At 67.5% G+C, this 21,770-nt stretch carries 13 protein-coding genes and 1 tRNA gene; 7 read left to right on the forward strand and 7 right to left on the reverse strand.

Annotated elements, in window-relative coordinates; genetic code table 11:
• Positions 1–69 precede the first annotated feature (69 nt).
• Positions 70–1,098, reverse strand: a complete 1,029-nt coding sequence (locus tag ACOYYX_RS34430; protein WP_422927183.1) for a WD40 repeat domain-containing protein — start codon at positions 1,096–1,098, stop codon at positions 70–72.
• A 272-nt stretch (positions 1,099–1,370) separates the two neighbouring features.
• Between ACOYYX_RS34430 and ACOYYX_RS34435 the strand changes: the two genes are divergently transcribed.
• The 5 genes from ACOYYX_RS34435 to ACOYYX_RS34455 all read left to right on the forward strand — a co-directional run bounded on the left by ACOYYX_RS34435 (position 1,371) and on the right by ACOYYX_RS34455 (position 7,516).
• Complete coding sequence (locus ACOYYX_RS34435) at positions 1,371–1,847, forward strand: hypothetical protein (protein ID WP_422927184.1); 477 nt, start codon at positions 1,371–1,373, stop codon at positions 1,845–1,847.
• A gap of 95 nt (positions 1,848–1,942) precedes the next feature.
• On the forward strand, positions 1,943–2,404 hold the full coding sequence (locus ACOYYX_RS34440) for a hypothetical protein (protein WP_422927185.1): 462 nt from the start codon (positions 1,943–1,945) through the stop codon (positions 2,402–2,404).
• A gap of 202 nt (positions 2,405–2,606) precedes the next feature.
• The gene (locus ACOYYX_RS34445; RefSeq protein ID WP_422927186.1) at positions 2,607–3,416 is read left to right on the forward strand and encodes a DNA adenine methylase; all 810 of its coding nucleotides are present in this window, start codon (positions 2,607–2,609) and stop codon (positions 3,414–3,416) included.
• Positions 3,417–3,756: 340 nt separating this feature from the next.
• On the forward strand, positions 3,757–6,123 hold the full coding sequence (locus ACOYYX_RS34450) for a DUF1592 domain-containing protein (RefSeq protein WP_422927187.1): 2,367 nt from the start codon (positions 3,757–3,759) through the stop codon (positions 6,121–6,123).
• A 73-nt stretch (positions 6,124–6,196) separates the two neighbouring features.
• Positions 6,197–7,516, forward strand: a complete 1,320-nt coding sequence (locus ACOYYX_RS34455; protein WP_422927188.1) for a DUF1552 domain-containing protein — start codon at positions 6,197–6,199, stop codon at positions 7,514–7,516.
• 55 nt (positions 7,517–7,571) lie between these two features.
• On the opposite strand, the gene ACOYYX_RS34460 is transcribed toward ACOYYX_RS34455, so the two are convergent.
• From ACOYYX_RS34460 to ACOYYX_RS34480, 5 genes are all read right to left on the reverse strand, one after another.
• Positions 7,572–7,952 carry a hypothetical protein gene (locus tag ACOYYX_RS34460; RefSeq protein WP_422927189.1) on the reverse strand — a complete coding sequence of 127 codons (381 nt, stop codon included), beginning with the start codon at positions 7,950–7,952 and terminating at the stop codon, positions 7,572–7,574.
• A gap of 340 nt (positions 7,953–8,292) precedes the next feature.
• Positions 8,293–9,600, reverse strand: a complete 1,308-nt coding sequence (locus ACOYYX_RS34465) for an RNA polymerase sigma factor (RefSeq protein ID WP_422927190.1) — start codon at positions 9,598–9,600, stop codon at positions 8,293–8,295.
• Positions 9,601–9,850: 250 nt separating this feature from the next.
• Entirely contained in the window at positions 9,851–12,604 is a 2,754-nt protein-coding gene (locus tag ACOYYX_RS34470) for an ATP-binding protein (protein WP_422927191.1), read from the reverse strand.
• Between the two features lie 1,109 nt (positions 12,605–13,713).
• Entirely contained in the window at positions 13,714–14,157 is a 444-nt protein-coding gene (locus ACOYYX_RS34475; RefSeq protein WP_422927192.1) for a hypothetical protein, read from the reverse strand.
• A gap of 127 nt (positions 14,158–14,284) precedes the next feature.
• Positions 14,285–14,373: transfer RNA gene (locus tag ACOYYX_RS34480), tRNA-Ser, on the reverse strand.
• Positions 14,374–14,673: 300 nt separating this feature from the next.
• On the opposite strand from ACOYYX_RS34480, the gene ACOYYX_RS34485 reads away from it, so the two are divergent.
• Both ACOYYX_RS34485 and ACOYYX_RS34490 read left to right on the forward strand, forming a co-directional pair.
• Positions 14,674–15,276, forward strand: a complete 603-nt coding sequence (locus ACOYYX_RS34485) for an RNA polymerase sigma factor (RefSeq protein WP_422927193.1) — start codon at positions 14,674–14,676, stop codon at positions 15,274–15,276.
• Positions 15,277–15,279: 3 nt separating this feature from the next.
• Positions 15,280–19,083, forward strand: a complete 3,804-nt coding sequence (locus ACOYYX_RS34490; protein ID WP_422927194.1) for a protein kinase domain-containing protein — start codon at positions 15,280–15,282, stop codon at positions 19,081–19,083.
• 57 nt (positions 19,084–19,140) lie between these two features.
• On the opposite strand, the gene ACOYYX_RS34495 is transcribed toward ACOYYX_RS34490, so the two are convergent.
• Complete coding sequence (locus ACOYYX_RS34495) at positions 19,141–20,967, reverse strand: hypothetical protein (protein ID WP_422927195.1); 1,827 nt, start codon at positions 20,965–20,967, stop codon at positions 19,141–19,143.
• Positions 20,968–21,770 lie beyond the last annotated feature (803 nt).

Here is a 21,770-nt window from a genome sequence, read left to right on the forward strand (position 1 = left end):
GGGGTATCCACAAATGATCCGCCTTGGTGCCTAGCGGAACTTCATTTGGGTATCGAGAAACGACTTGGGTTATCGCCGTGGCGGCAGGCTCCACAAGCGGATCTTCCCGTCCGCGCTTCCCGTGGCCAGCAGATCCTCGACGGGGGAGAAGGCCACGCACTGGAATCCCTGCTTTTGACGCGGAAGCTCGGCGATGATGCTTCTCGTGGACAAATCCCAGAGGAGGACGTTCCCGAAAAAATCTCCGGAAGCCACGACCTTCCCGTCGCGACTGATCGCAACGCAGAGGACGGGGGCGCGATGGCCGGTAAACGTCCTGATCTCTCGGCCGCTCGCCACGTCCCAGACCTTGACGGTGCGGTCGGAACTGGCGGAGGCCAGGGTCTTGCCGTCGGGGGAAAAGGCGATCGCGATGACACCACCCGTGTGCCCGAAGAGGCTGGCCCGTCCTTTCCGCGCCGCGGTGTCCCAGAGCCGAATCGCGGCATCGTCCGGCGACGCGATGACCTCGCCACCGGGCGACCAGGCCACCGTCGTGACGACGTCGGCCTGCCGCCAGAGATCCACACCTTTGCGAAAGTCCCCCTGGCCCTCGGCGACGTCCCAACTGGTCACGTAGCCGTACTCGCCCTGGTTGCTGCCCCCCGCGACCAGGGTCTTGCCGTCGGGCGAATACACGACGCCCCAACCATATGCCGTGGCATAGCACGACCATTCCGGCGCTTTCCGGGTGGGATAGAGGTACTCGGTGCGTCCATCGCCGGAGGCCGCGTCCCAGGTCACGACCCCGACCAACGCGTCATTCGTGGCCACCCTCGAACCGTCGGGAGAGAATGCGACGACCCCCATCGACGACTGGAGTTCGGACAAGACGAGCCTCTGTCTCTCCTTCGTCACGTCCCAGAGCCTGACCGTGGAATCGCCGCCCCGCGAGGCCAAGGTCTTGCCGTCGGGGGAGAACGCGATCGACCACACGTAGCTCGTGTGCCCATACAAAGCCGCACGTTGCGGCGTGGGGTTCGAGCCGCAGCCGCCCGCCCAGCAGAGCCCCATCACCAGCGGCATCCAGACAAGCGGGCACGCCAAAGCTTTGTCCATTCAGATATCCTGAAGACGGCATCATTCCGGGAAGATCTCGCCAAACCGAGACGTGTATCACTGATATTATTCGCCGAATCCCTTGCAAACAAGACCATGGATCGGACTTATGTATCGAGGCCGTGGACGCCGACGGAACGCCTCGACCCTTGAACCCCGGACTGTTAAACTGTCGAATCGCAACGGATGGAGCCCGAACGTCGGGTGAATGGCGCAAGCCGCCTGCTTACTCCCAAGTCGAATCGATTCACATCATCGAGACACACCGACTCATGGAAGTGACACGGACGCAACGTTCCTGGGCCTGGCCGATCGCCTGGACCGTCGTATATGCCCTGAACCTGATCGTCCCGTATGATATCGGGGTTGCGGCGATGGAGTTGAAGGATACGCAGAGTATCTTGGCGTGCACCGTATTCCTCTGGATATTGGGCATCGCGGCCTGCGTCGGTTACCCGCCGCTGGGGCGTAGGCTTGTCAGGGGAGGCCTGATCGTCGCCATCACGCAATTCGTACCGATCCTCCAGATAATGGCCGGGGCGTTCGCCGACCTGCTCGTCAAGCCACAAAATTTACCATATTCAGAATTTTTCATAACTATCGCCATGGGCGGGTCCCTCATGTTGATCTCATTGGTGCCCGAGTTCTTCTGCACATCGATTTGGAGGTGGATCGTCTTATTTACAAACCTGACCCCCCAACCAAAGCACAAATCACAACGCGACGAAGAGATCTGGTCAATGGAATAGCCGCGGTTGCGACGGGCCCATGCAAGGCGAGGACTTCGCAAGAGACCGGAAATCGAGCATCGTCATGACCTGAATAGCAGCGGAGGCGTCGCATCATGGAAGGATCTCGGAGGGAATTCCCCTGGGGCTGGGCGGTCGCCTGGACGCCGGTGTTTGCGGCGAACCTGATCGTCCCGTATCGCTTCGCGACGATCATCTGGGAAAAGGCGGAACTGCCGGGGATGTACGCCGGGATCGCGACTTTCTGGATACTGGGGCTCGCGACCTGCGTCGTACGGCCGTGGCTGGCGAAGCGGTTGATCATGGGAGGGATCATCGTCGCCGTCTTGCAATCCTTCCCTTTCCTGCACTTTATCGCGGGATTCGTCGCCCTTTGGTTCGCCAAGGCCGTTGCTCCAATGGGCCCGATAATCTTCGGATTCGTCGGGGTGATCCTCGCGGGATGTTTGTTGCTGTCCATCGCGTTTGCCCTGGGGATGACCATCGACTACGGCGATTCAAAGGTCGAGGCGACGGAGGAAAAGCCGAAGCCGGCGGATTGGCCCCTGGCCGACTAGGCTCGGGCTGGGGAAGGCCGGGCGATTGCGTGGAGATTTCCAATTGTTCGCCCGGCAACAGATTCGAATCCGTCGATTTTTGGTCCGGTAGGGCTTGACCGCCGCGGAATCGGGTAAGTTGTTGATACCGGGGCGTCCTCCGTCGGCCGTATTGGTCGTGTGTCCGAAGCTGGTTGGCAGGAATGCGGTTGCGAGGGTCGCAATGAGCACCGTGATCGCGCCCAGGCCGATCCTGAAGTGGGCGGGGGGCAAGCAGGGACTCGCCAAGCAACTGGTGGGGCTCTTCCCCGATGGTTTTCGAACGTACTACGAGCCCTTCTTCGGCGGCGGGAGCGTGCTGTTCACGCTCAGGCCGGGCAGGGCGGTCGTCGGCGACCTCAACCACTGGCTGCTCGACACTTATCGCGCCGTGCGCGACGACCCCGCGGGCGTCGCCCGGCAGCTCGACGGCATGGCCAACACCAAGGCCGAGTATGAGCGGATCCGGGCCATCGCCCCGGAGGGCCGCGGCCTCGTCGAACGCGCCGCGCAGTTCATCTACCTGAACAAGACCTGCTTCCGCGGCCTCTTCCGGGTCAACAAGAAGGGGCGGTTCAACGTCCCCTACGGCGCCTACGACCGTCGTTACTACGACCCGGCCAACCTCGAGGCCGTCGCCGGATGCCTCCAGGGGGTCGAGATCCGCGCGACGGATTTCGAGTCCTGCCTGGCCGACGTCCAGGCCGACGACTTCGTCTACCTCGACCCGCCCTACTTCAAGCAGGGGGGGTACTCCGACTTCGACCGCTACACCCCCGGCAAGTTCCGCGAGCCCGACCACGCCCGCCTCGCCGCGCTCTGCCGCAAGCTCGACGCGAGCGGGGTCCGCTGGGCCCTGAGCAACAGCGACACCCCCCACGTCCGCGAGCTCTTCGATGGCTTCCGGCTCACCACCCTCACAAACCGTCGCGACATCAACCTCGACGCCCGCTCCAGGACGATCTCCGAGCTCCTCATCACCAACTACGCCTGACCCCTCCGACTTCGATACGAGTGGAACCGAACCCCCGGAAAGGCATCACCACTTGTTCGAGCGTTAGGGATCGGCTAAAAAAGAGGGTGAGTCGCGAGACGCTGGGCGGCGAAATCCCTCCTAATCCTTTCGTCGGGCCCGGCTCGCGACACCGCTTGCCCAAGAGCCGCCGCCGCCCCGGCCTCGCCAGAACCCGGCGAGCCGTGACGCAACCCGATGCGGTCCCGCCGGTTGCACTCCCTGGACCGGACTCCGTCGTCCCGTAACTTTGGGAATCCTCGCCTCGAGCCCGGGTGATCGCTTGATGCTGACCAGGCCCGCCCCAACGCGAATCGTGCCTATGCCCTCGCCCTCCTTCCGGATGGTCGCCTGCGTCCTCGCGCTCGTCGCGACCGCGGGGCTCGCCCCCGCGAAGGCCGAAGAGTCCTCGGGCGAGGAGATTTACCGCAAGCGTTGCCTCAACTGCCACGGGGCCAACGGCGAGGGGTCGGACGAGTACCCGAGGGCCCTCCTCGGCGACCGCTCGGTGGCCCAGCTCTCGGGCCTGATCGCCAAGACCATGCCCGAGGACGACCCGGGCACCTGCGTCGGGCCCGAGGCGGACAAGGTCGCGGCCTACATCTTCGACGCGTTCTACTCCCAGGCCGCCCAGGCCAGGAGCCAGAACGTCCGGGTCGAGCTCTCCAGGCTCACGGTCCGGCAATACCGCAACGCCGTCGCCGACCTCGTCGGAACCTTCCGCGCGCCCGGCTCCTGGGACGACAAGCGCGGACTCCGGGGGCAGTACTTCAAGTCGAGGCGGTTCCGCGACGGCGAGCGCGTCATCGACCGGGTCGATCCCACCGTCCACTTCGATTTCGGCCTCGTCGGGCCCGACCCCGCGAAGTTCGAGCCGGATCAGTTCTCGATCCGCTGGGAAGGCTCCGTCCTCGCCCCCGAGACCGGGGAGTACGAGTTCATCGTCCGCGCCGACCACGCCGCCAGGCTCTGGGTCAACGACGTCCGCAAGCCGCTCGTGGACGCCACGGTGAGGTCCGGGGACGACACCGAGTACAAGGCCTCGATCACGCTCCTCGGCGGCCGGGCCTATCCGATCAAGCTCGAGTTCTCCAAGGCCAAGCAGGGGGTGGACGACTCCAAGGAGAAGAAGAATTTCCCGCCGGTCAAGGCGTCCGTCTCCCTCGAGTGGAAGCTGCCCCACCGGCCGGTCGAGATCATCCCCGAGCGGAACCTGAGCCCCGCCAAGGGCTCCGAGACGTTCGTCGTCGAGACCGCCTTCCCCCCGGACGACCGCAGCGTCGGCTACGAGCGAGGGACGACGATCTCGAAGGCCTGGGACCTCGCCACGACCGACGCCGCCATCGAGGCCGCCGCCTACATCTCGGCCAGGCTGCCCGAGCTCGCCGGGGCTCGCGAGGACTCGAAGGATCGAGCCGAGAAGCTCCGGGACTTTTGCAATCGATTCGCCGAGCGGGCCTTCCGCCGCCCGCTGACCCCCGAGCTGAAGCAGGCCTTCGTCGACCGCCAGTTCGAGGCCAGCAAGGACCTCGACCTCGCCTTCAAGCGGTCCATCCTGCTCGTCCTCAAGTCCCCGAGGTTCCTCTATCGCGAGCCCGGCACCGGCGGCGACGACTACGACGTGGCCTCGCGGATCTCATTCGGCCTCTGGGATTCCCTCCCGGATAAGCCCCTGCTCGAGGCAGCGGCAGCGGGAAAACTGAAGACTCGCGAGGAGGTCGTCGCCCAGGCCGAGCGGATGCTCCCCGACCTCCGGAGCCGATCCAAGGTCCGCGACTTCTTCCTCCAGTGGCTCCGGGTCGAGCAGGTCCCCGACCTCGCCAAGGATGCCGCGCTCTACGCCGGGTTCGACGCGACGATCGCCTCGGACCTGAGGACGTCGCTCGACCTCTTCCTCGACGACGTCGTCTGGGGCGACGAGTCCGACTTCCGCAGGCTCCTCCTCGCCGACGCGACGTACCTCAACGGTCGGCTCGCCAAGTTTTACGGCGCCGAGCTCCCCCAGGATGCCCCATTCCAGAAAGTCGGCCTGAATCCGAAGGAACGGGCGGGACTTTTGACGCATCCTTATCTCATGGCCAACTTCGCGTACACAGCGACGAGCTCACCGATCCACCGGGGGGTCTTCCTCTCCCGGAGCGTGCTCGGCCGCGTGCTAAGGCCGCCGCCCGAGGCCGTCGCCCCGCTCGCCCCCGACCTGCACAAGGACCTGACGACCCGCGAGCGCGTGGCGCTGCAGACGAGCCCGGCCGCCTGCAAGACCTGCCACAACATGATCAACCCGCTCGGGTTCGGGCTGGAGCAGTTCGACGCCGTCGGCCGATATCGGACCGAGGAGAAGGGGAAGCCGATCGACGCGACCGGGACGCTCGAGACCCGCTCCGGCGAGTCCTTGCCTTACTCCGGGGCCCGCGAACTCGCCAACCTGCTGGCCGAGAGCGAGGAGACGCACTCGGCATTCGTCCAGCAGCTCTTCCACCACATGATCAAGCAGCCGATCCGGGCCTACGGGATCCAGGAGTCGCTGAAGCTGCGTCGCGGGTTCGCCGAGAACAAGTTCAGCATCCGCAAGCTGCTCGTGGCGATCGTCGCCGATTCGGCCATCCGCCCGGCGCCGCCGGTGGCCTCGGCCCCGAACCCGGGCAACGGCTCGTCATCATCCGGCGCCGTCAAAGCGTCGCTCCGGTAGCAAGACCGGTATCATCCTGATAAGAGTGATTCTGATCGATCATAGGCATTTGTTATCTCCTCGGAGGACGGACGTGGCCAACGCTCAAAGTCGACGTGAGTTCATCCGCGACCTCGGAATCGGCGCGGCGGCCTTGCCGTTCCTCCTGAACCTCCCCAGCCTCGGCTTCGCCAATCAGGCGGCCCGCAAGCAGCGTCTGGTCATCCTCTTCAGCCCCAACGGCGTCGTCCCCAAGACGTTCTGGCCGGACCAGGAGGGGGAGTCGTTCACGCTCAAGGAGAGCCTGAAGCCGCTCGAGCCCTTCCGCGACCGCTCCTTGATCTTGCACGGCGTCTGCGACAAGGTCCGCGGCGACGGCGACAACCACATGCGTGGCATGGGCTGCCTCCTCACCGGCATCGAGCTCTACCCGGGCAACATCCAGGGGGGTTCCGACACTCCCGCCGGCTGGGCCAAGGGGGTCTCGATCGACCAGGAGATCAAGAATTTCCTCCAGGCCGACGCCGCGACCCGCACACGCTTCGGCTCGCTCGAGTTCGGCGTGATGGTCCCCGAGCGGGCCGACACCTGGACCCGGATGGTCTACGCCGGGGCCAACAAGCCGCTGCCGCCGATCGACGACCCCTACCGGATGTTCGCCAAGCTCTATGGCCGGGCCAAGGATCAGGAGAGCCTGAAGAGCATCATGGATGACCTCCAGGACGACCTCCGCAAGGTCGGCTCGGTCGTCTCGGCCGAGGACCGCCAGCTCCTCGACGAGCACGCCACGTTCGTCCGCGAGATGGAGCAGGAGCTTAAAGCCGGGAGCCGGCAGGACGTCGGCCACGCCGTCCCCGACCTCGAGCCGGGGCTCAAGCAGGATAACGACAACATCCCCAAGATCAGCAAGACCCAGATCGACCTGATGGTGAACAGCTTCGTGGGGGATTTCGCCCGCGTCGCCACCTTGCAGTACACCAACTCGGTCGGGGGCGCCCGCCACCGCTGGATCGGGGTCGACGAGGGGCACCACGAGCTCTCGCACAACCCGGACAGCGACGAGAAGTCTCAAGAGAAGCTGACGAAGATCAACGCCTGGTATTGCGAGCAGGTCGCCTACCTCGCGAAGCGGCTGGCCGAGACCCCCGAGCCGGGCGGGCAGGGGAGCCTGCTCGACAACACCCTGATCGTCTGGACGAACGAGCTGGGCAAGGGCAACTCGCACACACTCGACGACATCCCGTTCGTCCTCGTCGGCAACGGCCTCGGGTTCAAGATGGGCCGATCCCTGAAGTACCCGAAGCTGCCGCATAACCGACTCTTGATGGCCTTCGCCCACGGCATGGGCCACCGGATCGAGCGGTTCGGCAACCCCAACTTCTGCGGCGAAGGGGTGCTGCCGAACCTCACCTGAGCCGGCCGATCTCGCGGGACTCGTGCGTCCCCCGACGGGCCGAGGAGACCCAGGCTCAGACGAGCTGGATGTCCTCGGTCGCCAGGATCTGCTCCGCCTCGCTGTCGAGCCTGGCGAGGGCCTCGGGCGCCCCCTGCACGGCGTCGCTGAGGACCTCGGAGGCCTTGGCGGCGAGCAGGTTCGTGAGCTTCACCTCGAAGGTCTCGGGCAGCGTCGACGACTCATCCCCCGGCGGCAGCCCGTGCACCTGCACATATGGCTGCTGCCCTGTCCCGAGCGCGATGGCGATCCGCATCAGCCGCTCGACCCGCCGATAATCGTGCACTTTGAGCGCCTCGCCCCCGCCCAGGATGCCGCAGGCCGCCTTCTGGAGGCTCCGCAAGAAGGACCTGGCGCAGGTATCCGCGATCGCCGGCTCGACTGACGCAGTGTACATCGTACCTCCGGGAGTTCGTCCATCGAATTCGCGGGCGGACCCTCGGCGTCGCTTCGCCTCCATCGACGATGCTGCCGACCGTCATCGTCCACCCTCCTCGTCAAGTATACGACGCATCCGGGCCGATCCCGTGCGTCTTCAACGGTTTTAACGCACGGGGGAACGGGAGACGAGCAGCTTCCAGGAATAGAGATGATTGACTTCGTGACACCACATCGTCACGTACATGTGATGGGTGAGCTCGGGTTTCGCGTCCACCAAAAGCCAGACGACTCGCGGGGCGCGGGGCCTCCGGCGAGTCGTCATCCGCGAGGCCGGGATACTCGGGGCCGGGTCCGATTTACTTGGGATCGAGGAAGAGCCAGAGCTGGCTGAGGAGCCACTTGTCCCCTTGCTTGGTCCGGAGCTGGACGAATGGGAGTTCGGGCTCGCCGGAGATCACCCGGAATCGGCCGTTCACGACGATCAAGTCGGGGCGGATCTGGCGGACGAACTCGACCGTGTTCTTGGGGTCGATCTGCCTGTCGGTCTTGAAGCACTCGGCGTAGAACGTCTCGACCTCGGCCCGGCCTTGCTTCAGGTCCTCCCGATAGACGCCGTCGCGGTGGCTCACCAGGCGGATCGTGCCGTCGGCGGTATACGTCTCGGCGAGGGCCGCGGCGTTCCTGGCGTTGAAGAGGTCCGCGCCCGCTTTCAGGAACGACTCGGCGATGGTCTCGGCCTCCGACTTGGCGGGGGCCTCGCTCCGTGCGTAGGCCTTGCCCGTGCCCGAGGATTGCAGGGCCACGGTCGCGCCCGTGGCGAGGATGCCGGCCGCGAGTGCCCCGACGCCCAGCTTGAAGATTCGGTCCAGGATCATGGTGCGTATCGCCCCTTTCGTCAGTGTGGCGACCGCCGGGACCACCCCGGCGGCCGTGAGATTCCCGCAAACGCCCCCCAACGCCAGCCGGACCGTGGCCACGGCCAGGCTCGGAGGGATCGGCTCGTTCGCCCGATGCGACCCGCCTCGATCCGGCGCAACAGCCTCGATCGCCCCGGCCAGGCCGAGGTGGTCGAGCCGGCCGCGGAGTTTGTCGCGACCCCGGGAGAGCCGGCTCCGCACGGTGCCCACCGGCCAGCCGAGCTGCGAGGCCGCCTCGTCGTGCGTCAGGCCCTGCAAGTAGCAGAGGACGATGGGAGATCGGAAGCGCTCGGGCAGGCGCTCGACCTCCGCATGGAGGAGCCGGTCGAGGTCGTCGACCTCGGCGGGAGCCATGACATTCACGGCCCGGCTCGCCGCCTTCTGCTCGTGCCGGGCGCGTCGGGCCCGGTCCGAGGCCGATCGCGTGGCGACCCGGTAGGCGACGCCGTGGAGCCAGGGCCCGATCGAGTCCCTGACCCAGAGCGACCCGGCCCGCTTCGCGAGGACGAGGAAGGTCGCCTGGAAGGCGTCCTCGGCGTCGTTCGCGTCGCGGAGGAGGCCCCGGCAGACGCGCAGGACCATCGGGCCGTGCCGATCCATGAGCGAGGCGAACGCCATGTCGCCCCCTTCGTCGCGTTCGCGCACGAAGCGTTCCAGCAACTGGCCGTCCGACAGGCTCCCGCTCCGCCCCCTGGCCATCAGGTTGCGGAGATCGCCCGAGCCCCCCGCCGCTCGCATCCCGGGCATGGATGTTGCCCCCCTCGCCTCGACCCCGTCTTTCTTCCAGTAATGCCACGAGGCCGCCCCGCCAATCCACCCTCCCTCGGGATTTTTCTCGCGCGGGCCCGAAGGTTAACACACCAGCGTGACAGGCCGGAGGTTGCGGATTGCCGAAGGGGGGAAGTCGGGCGGTCCGGACGGGCGAGGGGCGAAGGGCGAGGGGGTGACGCCCTTCGCGTCAGGCCATGACCGCAAAGTCTTTGAGCGGCCGAAGATCCTAGATCTTGTCGACGAGGTTGGCGATCACCGCGGTCAGCTCGGCGAATTCGACGGGCTTGGCGAGGTGGATCTGATAGCCGGAAAGCAGGACCTTGCGACGATCCTCGGGGCGCGCATAGGCGGTCAGGGCGACGGCCGGGCAGCGCGGGCGGCCGAGGCTCGATTCGAGATTCCGGAGCTGCTTGATGAACTCGTAGCCATCGAGGCCGGGCATGCCGATGTCGCTCACGATGACGTCGAACTTGGCCCCCTGGAAGCGGGCCAGTCCCTCCTCGCCCGAGCCCGCCGTGACGACCTCGGCGCCGCATTCTTCCAGGACGCGCGACATCATCTCCCTGGCGTCGGTCTCGTCGTCGACGATCAGGATCTTGACGCCGTTCAGGTCGATCTGGTCGTCCTCGATCGGCGACATCTCGCGGGTCGGGTGGACTCCCGTCCTGCGTCCTTCGTTCGCGACGGCCCGCACGGGGAGCGAGACGACGAACGTGGAGCCTTGCCCATCCCCCTCGCTCCTGACGAAGATCGTCCCGCCGTGGAGCTCGACGAGGTGGCGGACGATCGAGAGCCCGAGCCCGAGCCCGCCGTGCTTCCGATTCGTGGCGGCGTCCTGCTGGCGGAAGCGGTCGAAGACGTGGGGGATGAACTTCGGGTCGATCCCCTGGCCGGTGTCAGAGACGCTGACCTCGACGTGCGAGTCGATCCGCTCGATCAGGACCTGGATCTTACCCCCCCTTGGCGTGAACTTGACCGCGTTCGAGAGCAGGTTCCAGAAGACCTGCTGGAGCCGGGTCGGATCCCCCGAGATGTGGACCCGGTGCAAGGTGTCCAGGAGCCGCTCGATCCGGACCCCCTTGGCCTGCGCGGCCGGGGCGACCGTCTCCAGGGCGGCGGAGACCGTCGAGGTGAGGTCCACCTGCTGCATGTCCAGGCGCAGCTTGCCCGAGGTGATCCGGCTGGCGTCGAGGAGGTCCTCGATCATTGTCGCCTGGATCCGGGCGTTGCGCTCGATGACCTCGCCGGCCTCGCGGATGTCCTCGGTGTCGTGGGCCCGGCGGAGGATCTGGCTCCAGCCGATGATGGCGTTGAGCGGGGTGCGCAGCTCGTGCGAGAGCGTGGCGACGAACTCGTCCTTCATCCGCCCGAGCCGCTCGGCCTCGCTCCTGGCGGCGCGCTCGCTGGCGAGCATCTCCTCCTTCTCGACATCCCCCCGACGCAGGACCCGGTTCTGCTTCACGAGGTCGGCCGCGCGTCCGAGCATGGCCTCGGCGAGGTCGCGCCTCAGGTCGTTGGCCGCGGCGATCTCCGAGGCGGTCCAGGGCTGGCTCTTGCCCCTCACCACCTGCTTCCAGAGCGCGAACGAGCCCCGGGGGCTGAGCCGGACGGCCCCGTCGCCTTTCTCCACGGTCTTGGAGGGGTCGCCCGCCCAGTCGACCTCGCGGACCTGCTCGGGGCGGAACCACATGACCCAGTCCCGCATCCGCTTCCGCATCGAGATCGCGAGCAGGCCGGCGGCGACCGCCCCGATCGAAGGCAGGCCGAGAGCGGAGCCGAGGGAGTCTGTGTGGAAGACCTCGGTCACCTCGCGAGCCTCGAGGAGCTCGCAGATCTGGAGGATCTCCTCGACGGCCGGGGTCAGGCCGATCCGGGTCACCTCGTTGTCGTGGATCACCGCCGCGCCGCTGGCCTCGAGGAGGTCGAGGATGGTCGGCTCGACGTCGATGAGGGCGATCCCGACCTGCTCCATCCTCCAGAGCCGATCGGCGATCTCGAGCCGGACCGAATTCATGCGGTGGCCGTACTTCGCCCGCTCCTGCTCCTCGCGCGAGACGAGCTGCATCGACATCACCTGGCCGAGCAGCTCGCAGGCGGTGCGGATGTCGTAGGGGACGTACTTCGGTGAGTAGTGGTGGCAGGCCACGAGCCCCCAGAGTCGGTTATCCTTCAACAAGGAGATCGACATGGAGGCCCCGACGCCCATGTTGCGCAGGTATTCGAGGTGGATCGGCGAGACGCTGCGCAGGACCGACTGGCTGAGGTCGAGGGGGGCGGGGGACTCGGGCCCCGACGGCGGGAGGATCGGCACGGGGGCGTAGTCGCGGTCGGCGATGAACCGGAGCCAGTTCTGGACGTAGAGGTCGCGGGCCTGCTTGGGGATGTCCGAGGCCGGGTAGTGGAGGCCGAAGAAGGGCTCGAGGTCGTCCCGCTTCGACTCGGCGATGACGATCCCGTTCCAGTCGTCGTCGAACCGATAGACCATCACGCGGTCGAACCCGGCGATCTCCCTCACCCTGTGGGCGCAGATGTCGTACATCTCGCCTAGGTCCGACGCCTTGCGGAGCCTGGTGACGGCCCCCTGCGTGAGCCGATAGAGGTCGGCGACCGAGGCCCCGCCGGCGCTCCGCATCGGCTCGAACTCGAGGATCGTCCGCCCGCCCGCGCGATGGACGATGGCGTCGTAGCCGGCGGGGCCCCCCTTGGGCCTGACCGTGTAGAGGTACTTGGGCGAGGCGTCGTCCTTGAGCCGATTGATGCCGTCGGCGACCCTGCTGTAATCGACCTCGTCGAAGAGCGTGGCGAGGGGGAGCCCGATGGCGTCGAGCGGGGCCACCCCGAAGAAATCGGCCAGGTTCTCGGACGCGTGGGAGATGACCCCATCCTCGGCCCCGATGGCGATCAGGGCCCCGTGCGGCTGCACCGCCCCCGGGATGCGGATCGGTTCGTCCTCGCAGTTATTCAGGGTGATTTCCGACATTCCGAGAATCCGATTGAGATGGTGACGACCTTCTCCGCCGACGCCCCCGGGCGACTTCCGCTCCGACGCCGACCACGGCATGAATACGAATCCAGCAGGCCCGATCCCGTCGATATCTCCTCCGCCCGAGGCACGTCAAGTCGACATGCGATCGCGGGCGGATTCGAGTTTTCCATCCATTTGGGCCATCGAGAGTCTCGACGACGATCGCGGCGGCCTGAGTCTCATGGCTGACTGAAAGCGGTTCCGACCTCGGTCAGAGGATCGGGCGGGGAATCCGTCGCGACCTCGCGCGACGTTCTTGGCCCGGCCGAAGCCGCGTCCATCCTCCGATTCGCGGGCTTCGGACAAGGGATTCCCGATCGGCGTGAATTCCGATTCCCGACCCGGCCGGCACCACCGAGCTCAAGCCTGGAAATCTGTAGGAACATTCACATACATCTTGCGTGCCGCGTCCTCGAAATCCGGCGCGACCCGACCCCTCTACGGTAAAGCCTGCTCTGATGAGAAGGAAGAGCGATGAACCGCCGAAGTGACCCCGTGTTGATTGATCGAGTCGCACAGGTTCGATTTCGGGATCCGTTCAAGAGGGTAGGGAACGTTTGAGCTCCTCCCCGACAAGGCAGGAGACCCGTCGCAAACCCAGGCCGTTTTTCCCGTGTTTGGGTGGCCCTGGTTGGGACAACCAGGGTCGCGAAGCGACACGAGGTTTTTCGTCGAGAACGCTCGGAACCGGGTAATGGTCTACCGCCGGCGGATGACTCCCCCGGGTCCATTGCAGAAGCCGCCTCGACTTCCGGGGATCGGGAGCCGGGTGACCGGAAACGGCCGGGCCTATTGCGGTCGACCTCTCGTCGCTGCGCGACCCTGGTTGTCCCGACCAGGGCCGCCCAAAGACGGAGAAATCAATGGCAGCTCGTTTTTGCGTCCAGAAGGGACGGGGAACCTGTTCCCTCGCTCGAAGGGGATTGTGAGAGTCTTCTCGTCGCAGCGAGACTCGATCACATTAATCGAGTGATAGCCTTCGACTCTGAAACACACGATCTTAAATAGAAGCATGCCACTTGAGATCGTCTTCAAAATCAAGGCCAAACTCGAACCAACGGCGATCAGGCGGGGTCGTGCTTCTCGACGGTGGCGATGATGGCCCGGGCGGCTTCGAGGTCGCCGGGCTCGTCGAAGTAGGCGGCAATCTGGAGGTGGCCTTCGTCGCTGAAGATCAGGACGTGGAGGGATTCGACGGGGCCGTCGCCGATCTCGTCGAGGAGGCGATAGCTGTAGCGGGTGATCCCGTCGCGATCGGTCCAGGACTCGTCGTGGCGGTCCGGGGAGGCTTCCTGCTTCAACGCGGCGAGGCGGGCCTCGCGGGTCTGGCCGAGGTCGTTGCCCCAGGCGGAGAGCCAGAAGGTCAGGCCGGGGCGCCAGAGGACGAGCTCATCCTCCTCGACCCGACGCGCGAAGGGCTCGGGCAGCTCGATCGACCAGCGCCGGGTGATCTGGCTGCGGCCCTCGACGAGCGGATAATCGGGCGGCGGCCATCGGTGCTCCGACATGATGTGACCGACCTGTGATCGGCCTCCCCTCGGGCAGCGTTGGGCGGTGATCCAGAAATGGAATGGATGCGCCCTGGTGCCAACAAAAACAGCCAACGACTCGCGTTGGCTGTCTTCTTTATCGTAACGGAGAGGGGGGGATTCGAACCCCCGAGACCCCTTGCGGAGCCTAACGGTTTAGCAAACCGTCGCTTTCGACCACTCAGCCACCTCTCCTACCGCAGTCAAAGGGGAGAAATTCGCGACTTCGAAATCGCGTCATCCCCGAGACTTCCGAAAAGTAACAAACCGGGGGCGGGGCAGTCAACTCTAGATTCGAGACTTGGCCGGGTCATGGGCCGAGGTCGGCTGGCCGGGCCGATTGACCGGGCTCCCGGGCGGGGTGCGCGGGGGGTGCGCCGACGGGGATTGGATTGCGGAATGTCACGGCATGGCGGTAGCTTATCAGGGTTCGTCGGCGAAGAATGGGGACGGGCCCAGGATGGTCGAGGGGCGAACCCTGATGGGGGTGAAGACATGTCCGCCGGTGATCCGCCGCGGGACGGTGACAGCGAGATCCCGACCTTCCTGGCCCGGATCCAGGCGGGGGACGAGTCTGCGGCCAGGGAACTGCTCACGCGGTACGAGGCGGAAGTGCGCCTCGTGGTGCGCCGGCAGTTGCCCAGGCTGCTGAGATCGCGGTTCGACTCGCTCGATTTCCTGCAGAGCGTCTGGGGCAGCTTCTTCCGCCGTGTGCGCACGGGGCCCGCCGAATTCGAAGATTCGCGGCACCTTGTCGCGTTCCTGGCCCGGGCTGCGAAGAATAAGGTGATCGACGAATACCGACGAGCCGCGAGTCGGAAACAGGATATGCATCGCGAAGAGCCCCTCTGGGTCGACGGGGGCCGCCCCAAGGACCTTCCCGCCGACACCGACACCCCCAGCGAACTCGCCCAGGCCCGCGAGGTCTTCGGCAGGCTCCGGGACCTCGTGCCCGAGGGGCGTCGGACCATCATCGAGTTGAAGGCCGAGGGGCTCTCCAGCAAGGATATCGGCGAACGGCTCGGGATCAGCGAGCGGACGGTCCAGCGTGTCCTCGAAGACCTGCGCAAACGCGCGGAGACGGAGTTGGAGAGCTAAGGGATGAGCGTCTCCACCTCGGGTCGGACCTGGGATGACGCCTCGTCACCCGCCGCCATCCAGCTCGTTCGCCGGTTCGAGGTGGCCTGGCGTGACGCGGAAGGGGGCGGCACGGGCAGGCACCCCACGCCCGATGACTTCCTCAGCGGCTCCTCGATCGAGAGCCCGGGCGCCCGCCTCGCGCTGCTCCGGGCCGACCTCGCCCTGCGCCGAGAGGCCGGCGAGGCGGTCGACGCCTCCTGGTATCGCGAGCACTACCCCGACCTCGAGAGCGAGAGCCTCGTCGCGCTCATCTACGAGGAGTTCTGCCTCCGCGAGGAGGACGGGGAGGAGCCCGACCCGGCCGACTACTTCGCGCGCTACCCCGACGTGGCCTCGCAGCTCCGCCGCGTCCTCGACATCCACGGGCTCGTCGGCACCGGCCAGACGACGATCTCGCACGCCGTCGCGACGCCCCAGATCCCGTTCCCGGAGGCCGGGCAGACGATCGCGGGTTTCCACCTCGTCGAGGAGCTCGGCCGGGGGGCCTTCGCCCGGGTCTTCCGCGCCGAGGAACGCCAGCTCGCCGACCGGCCGGTCGCGCTCAAGGTCGCGCGCAACGGGTCGAGGGAGCCGCAGACCCTCGCCAGGCTCCAGCACACGCACATCGTGCCGGTCCACTCGACCCGAACCGACCCGGCGACGGGCCTGCACCTGCTCTGCATGCCCTACTTCGGCCGGGTCACGCTCGCCCAGATCCTGGCCGACCCCAAGGTGCAGGTCGCCCGCCACGGCGCGGACCTCGTCGATGCGCTCGACCGCCTCGAGCCGGCCGAGAGCCCCGAGATCGCCCACGGAGCCGGCCGCGCGGCGCTCGCCTGGCGGACGTATGCCCAGGCGATCGCCTGGTGGGGAGCCCGGATGGCCGAGGCCCTCGACCACGCCCATGAGCGCGGGGTCCTGCACCGCGACATCAAGCCCTCGAACGTGCTGGTCACGGGCGACGGGATGCCGATGCTCCTCGACTTCAACCTCGCCAAGGAGTCGCTGATCGACGAGGCCGAGCGGGGCTCCGACACGCTCGGCGGCACGCTCGACTACATGGCCCCCGAGCACCTCGAGGCCCTCGCCGACGGGCTCTCGGATCGGGTCGACGCCAGGTCCGACGTCTACGGGCTCGGGGTCGTCCTGTACGAGGCGCTGATGGGGGAGCGCCCCTTCACGACCCCGAGAGGAGCGAGGTCGGCGGCCGAGCTACTCCTGAAGGCGGCCGACGAGCGTCGGGTCGAGGCCCCCTGGCTCCGCGAGTCGCACCCCGAGGTCCCCGTGCCGCTGGAGGCGGTCGTCCGCCGCTGCCTCGCCCCGGATCCGAAGGATCGCTTCGCCTCCGCGGCGCAGCTCGCGCACGACCTCCAGGCCGTCGCCGACGACCGCCCCCTGAGGTCCACCAAGGAACCGCTCACCAGCAGGGCCGTCCGCTGGGCCAGGCGCAACAGGCGCTCGCTGGCGATGGCCCTCCCGGTCGTCCTGGCCGTCCTCATCGCGGCGACGGTGACCTATCGGGACTACGAGTCTCGGCTCTCGGAGTACGAGGGCGCGGACAAGATCATCAGCGTCGCGGAGGCGAATTACCGCGACGGCAAATTCGAAGACGCCCTGAGCGGATTCGACGCCGCTTCGAAGATCACCACCAAGTCCTCCCTGCGGGATCTCCACCGCAAGGCCCGAGAGGGTTGGCGTAAGGCCAACGAGGTGAAGATGGCGCGCGACGCCGCCATCGCATTCTTCAAGGAGGCGGACCCGCTCCGTTATCGCCTGAGCGGCCTCGTGGGGGACCCGGCCGCCGCCTTCGCCGACGTCAAGAAGCTGATGGGCCGCTTCTACATCCTCCAGAACGAGAACTGGACCAAACTCCCCGAGGTCGCCACGCTGCTGAGCGAGGAGCAGCGGCTGCGGCTCGTCAAGGAGGCGAACGAGTTGCTGTTCCTCTGGGCGGTCGCCCGGGGGAACGCGGGCGACAAGACGCACGTCGAGGACGCCCTCGCCGTCTGCAGGAAGGCCCTCGACTTCGCGGAGTACAAGGGCTCCTGGCAGGCCCTCGCCAACCTGCTCCTCAAATCCCTCGGCCGCGAGTCCGAGGCCGCCCTGGTCGTCCTGGATCCGGAACAGGAGCAGAAGGAGAAGAAGAAGGGCGAGGGGTCGGAGGATCGGGCGCTGGCGGAGGACGAGGCGGAGGCGAGGAGGACGAAGAAGGATCAGGAATGGGCCCTCGCCTGCTTCATGTGGGGCTACCTCAAGCAATACGAGCGCAGGTCGGACCAGGCCCTCTACTGGTTCCGGCGCTCGGTCCTGGTCGAGCCGCACGACTACTGGCATCAGTTCTACCTCGGCTACGCGGCCCACACGGCTCAGCTCCATGACGAGGCGCGGACGCACTACGAGGCGGCCGTGGCGCTCGACAACCCGTCCCCCTGGATCCACTTCAACCTCGGGCTCCTCCACCGCGACCAGCGGAACTGGACGTCGGCGATCGCCGAGCTGGACATCGCCATCAAGGGGTTCAAGGGCAAGCCGGAGGAGCGCCGGGCCAAGTTCGCCCGCGGGTTCGTCCGGCAGTTCATGGGGAATTACCAGGGCGCCCGCGAGGACTATAACGAGGTCATCGCCGACTCCAGCTCGCCCGACGCCAGCCTCGCCCGCCTCAATCTGGCCCAGATCGACGCCGACTCGGGGCAGATCGGCACGGCGATGCGAGAATACACGTCGCTGCTCGAGGACAACCCGGCGGATACCCAGGCGAGGCAGGGGCGGGCCTTGCTCCAGATGCGGCAAGGGCAGGCCGAGGCCGCCGAGGCCGACCTCGACGAGCTCCTGCTGCAGACGACCGGCCGCGAGGACTCGTTCCGGGCGCAGGCCCTCGCCAGCCGGGCGATGGTCCGGCTGGTCCTGGGCAAGCCGGCCGAGGCCGAGGCCGACGCATTGGCCGCCCTGCGGATCGAGCCGATCCCCAGCCACGAACGGCTCTGGACCCGCACCCTCTTCGCCCTGGGGAAGGTCCGCGAGCTCCGGATCGACCGCCCCGAGGACATCGAGAACCTGCCGATCCGGGGCAAGGGGCTCCGCAGCGGGATGCGAGCGGCCGTCGAGCTGCTCGGGCCCGACGCGAACGGCACGGGGGCCGCCGCGCTCAGGGCCCTCCAGAACCGTGCGATCCTCCTCGCCGCGTTGGGAGACCCCGGGGCCGTCCGCGAGGCCAATCGCGCCGTGGCCCTCAGCCCGCTCTCGGCGCAGACCCACCTCGTCCGAGCGCGGGTCAGGCGCTACCGGGGGGAGATCCAGGAGGCCCTGGCCGACACCCACGCGGGGCTCGAGATCCAGCCGGATAGCGCCAAGCTCTGGGAACTGAAGGGGAGCCTCAACCTCACGGCGGGCAACCCGCGCCAGGCCCTCGCCGACCTGAATCGGGCCCTGATGCTCGGCGGCGGCGAGTTCGTCAGACCCTCGCGGGCAAAGGCCCTGATGGCGCTCGGCGACCCGGCCGGGGCCGTCCGCGACTGGAGCCTCGTCCTCTCGCGAGACCCCGAGAACCCCGTCGCCTTCCTCGGCCGATCCCGGGCCAACTTCGCCCTGAACCGCTGGAACCAGGGGTTCGCCGACCTCGAGCAGGCCGCCGTCTGGGCGGGGGATCGCCCCGAGATCGTCGTGCAGGTCGCCCTCGAATCGCTCCGCTACCTGCCGCTCCACCCCGAGCAAGGGGAACGGGTCAAGGCCCTCGGGCGCAGGGCCTTCCGCGCGATCCTGACCTCATTCACGCCGCGATCGGCCTGAGCCGGGCACGCGCCACGGAGCGGTCGACGTGGATCCTCGGAGGTTCGAAGCCCGGGCTCAGGCGTCGGAGCTGGGACGCCTCGGCCGGGGCCGGAGGGCCGCGAGGCGGAGGCGGGGCCGCTTGTAGGTCTTGAACTGGAAGGCGGCGACGAGGTCGGGGAGGACGAGGCCCACGCCGAAGGTCACGGCCCAGGTCATCCCCGAGAGCGCCGAGAATCTGGGCGACTTGCGGCCCTGGACCTCGGCGCCGAGTGACGGAGCGAGCGATCCTGCATCGAGGCCCGCCCCGTCGGGGCCGCCGTCCGCCAGGGTCGTGCCGTCGAGTCCCCCCGGATGCGCGAGCCCCCGGTTCAGGGGCATCCCCGCGACGAGCGCGGTGGCCAGGAGCGGGAATCCGCCGGGACCTCGGACCGCGACGACCTGGGCCTCGGCCTGCCCCTCGGCCCCTTGCGGAACGCCGATCAACGGGGGGGCCACCGCGAGGTCATCGACGACGGGGATCGGGTCTTCCAGGGCGACCTCGCCGTTCGCGGCCTCGTGCGGGTCGACCGGCGGGACCGGGTCGGTGCCCGAGGCCAGGACGCCCCCGAGCGGGGCGGTCGAACGCGTGGGCAAGGGTCCGTTGGCGACCGGCACCAGGGTCGGCGAGGGGGAGCCCGCCACGCTCAGCGACGGGATCGGCAGGACGATCGAGACGAGCCCGGCCGACGACGAGTTCGAGTCCGGCGAGTCGGCCTGCGAGGGCGTCGGCGAGGGCGTGATCGCGGTCGGGGGCGCCGAGCCCGAGCCGCCGCCGGGCTGAGACGAGAGGGTCGGGGTCCGCACCACCGTGTAGTCGTAGATCGTCTGGCTCGAGCCGTTGTCCGTGCCCGTGCCCGACGTCGGCGTCTCGGACGAGGCTGAGGCCGAGGGGCTCTGCACGATCCGAATCACATAAGGCGATCCGTTCGAGGAGCCCGAGTTCGAGCCCAGCGGCGTCGCCCCGTTGCTCGACGGCAGCGAGACCTTGAGGTACAGGGCCGTCGGCATGGCGCCGCCGGAGGCGAAGTTCCAGATGTACGCCCTGGGTCCGAGCGTCGAGCCCTGGACCGCCTGGTCGGCGGGGTAGAGCCGGCCCGTCTGGTCGTAGAGGTCCATCGACTCGGGCAGGGTGGTGCTCCCGTCCTCGGGGGCGAGGCCGATCTCGAGGTGGCGAGTGCCGGGGTCGAGGTGGATCTCGTACGAGTTGGAGAGGTCGCCGTCGTCGAAGGCGTCGTGGATCCTCATGCTCGCCACGTCGGGCAAGGGGATCGCGATGGCGGTGTCGGAGGGCCACTCCAGGCGGAACGTCCAGGCGTTCCCCGCGGCGACGAGCCGGCTCACGACCGGCTGCGGCCCGAAGACCGGCGTCGCGGGCGTCGCGCCGGTCGTGCCCGACGCCACGAGGCCGCCGAACAACGACGAGGCAGTCGTCCCCGAGAGCCCGGCCTGGCTGGCGTTGAAGGCGAGCGCCGAGATCAGGCCCGAGTTCGGATTCGGGACCGACTCGGCGCCGATGGCGTCGGCCCCCAGATTGACGCCGAAGACCTCCGCGACGGGGGGCAAAGGCCCCGAGTCGACGATCGGGCTGCTCTCCGCGACGGTCGCGGCCGGGACCGGCAAACTCGCGAGGGGGGCCATACCGCCCGAATTGCCCAGCAATTGCTCCCGCCTCGCCTCGATGGCGTCGTTCCAGGCCGGGTCGAGGGGGATGATCCGGGGCCGGACCTCCACGTGCGGCGGGAGCCAGAAACCCTGGATCGGGGCCGTCGGCGAGGCGGCGTCGGCGTTCCCGAAGGGGTTGGACCGATTCGGGGAGGGGGGCGTGGACGCGATCGGCAAGGGGCGAGGCGCGACCTCGAGCATGTCCTCTCGCGAGGACGCCGTGGCGGTGAGGAGCCAGCGAGGTTCGAGGGCCTCGATCCGGTATTGCTTGCGCGGCCGAGAACGCGGAGTCCGAACGCCCTGCCTATTCCGGAGAGCGGACCACACACGTTGAGGCCACGAGGTCAGTCCTTCGATCGCGTCGAGCATCCGTGGCACCGGGTGACGATCTGGCGTCTGCGATCATCGCATGAGCGAGGCGTCGGCGGATCCCGGGGCATCGCCCACGAAGGTCCGAGACACCACGCCCTCGTAATCTAACGGAAATTGACGCCAGTCGACGACAAAAAATCTTTGGCGCCCGACACATCGCATCCACCGGACGGCCAAAGTTCAAATGGAATCACCTGTTACGCCGAAGGGCGGGCCCGGGGCAGACTGTCGCGACGGGGAGCCGAAGGCCGACTGAGCGAGCGGATCGCTCATTTTCTTGCGGACAGACACCCCTCGCGGATCGGGAAGCCTTCCGAATTTCGAGGGTCTCGCGCACGTCCCTTTTCCAAGCGATCCCCGGCGGGTCGTCACTTCTCGGGGGTCGGCTCGTACGTTCGAGATCGGCGGGGCGGGACGGAATCCTGCCCGGCTCTCTAAGGCTGATGCGATTGGAACGTTGAGGAGTTGTTGGGGCGGACGCATCGGGGCATGCCCCCCGGTCGCCGCATGCCGGCGGGCGAGGCCCCCGGGAATTCCATTGACGCCGGGGATCACACCTCCCTCTAGTAGCATCTAAATGCAAAGGGAGTCGTGCGGGCCCCTCTTCGCGTTCGTCCAACCCTCCAGACGAT

It is taken from the genome of Singulisphaera chitinilytica, assembly GCF_049331405.1.
Lineage (GTDB): Bacteria > Planctomycetota > Planctomycetia > Isosphaerales > Isosphaeraceae > PoT.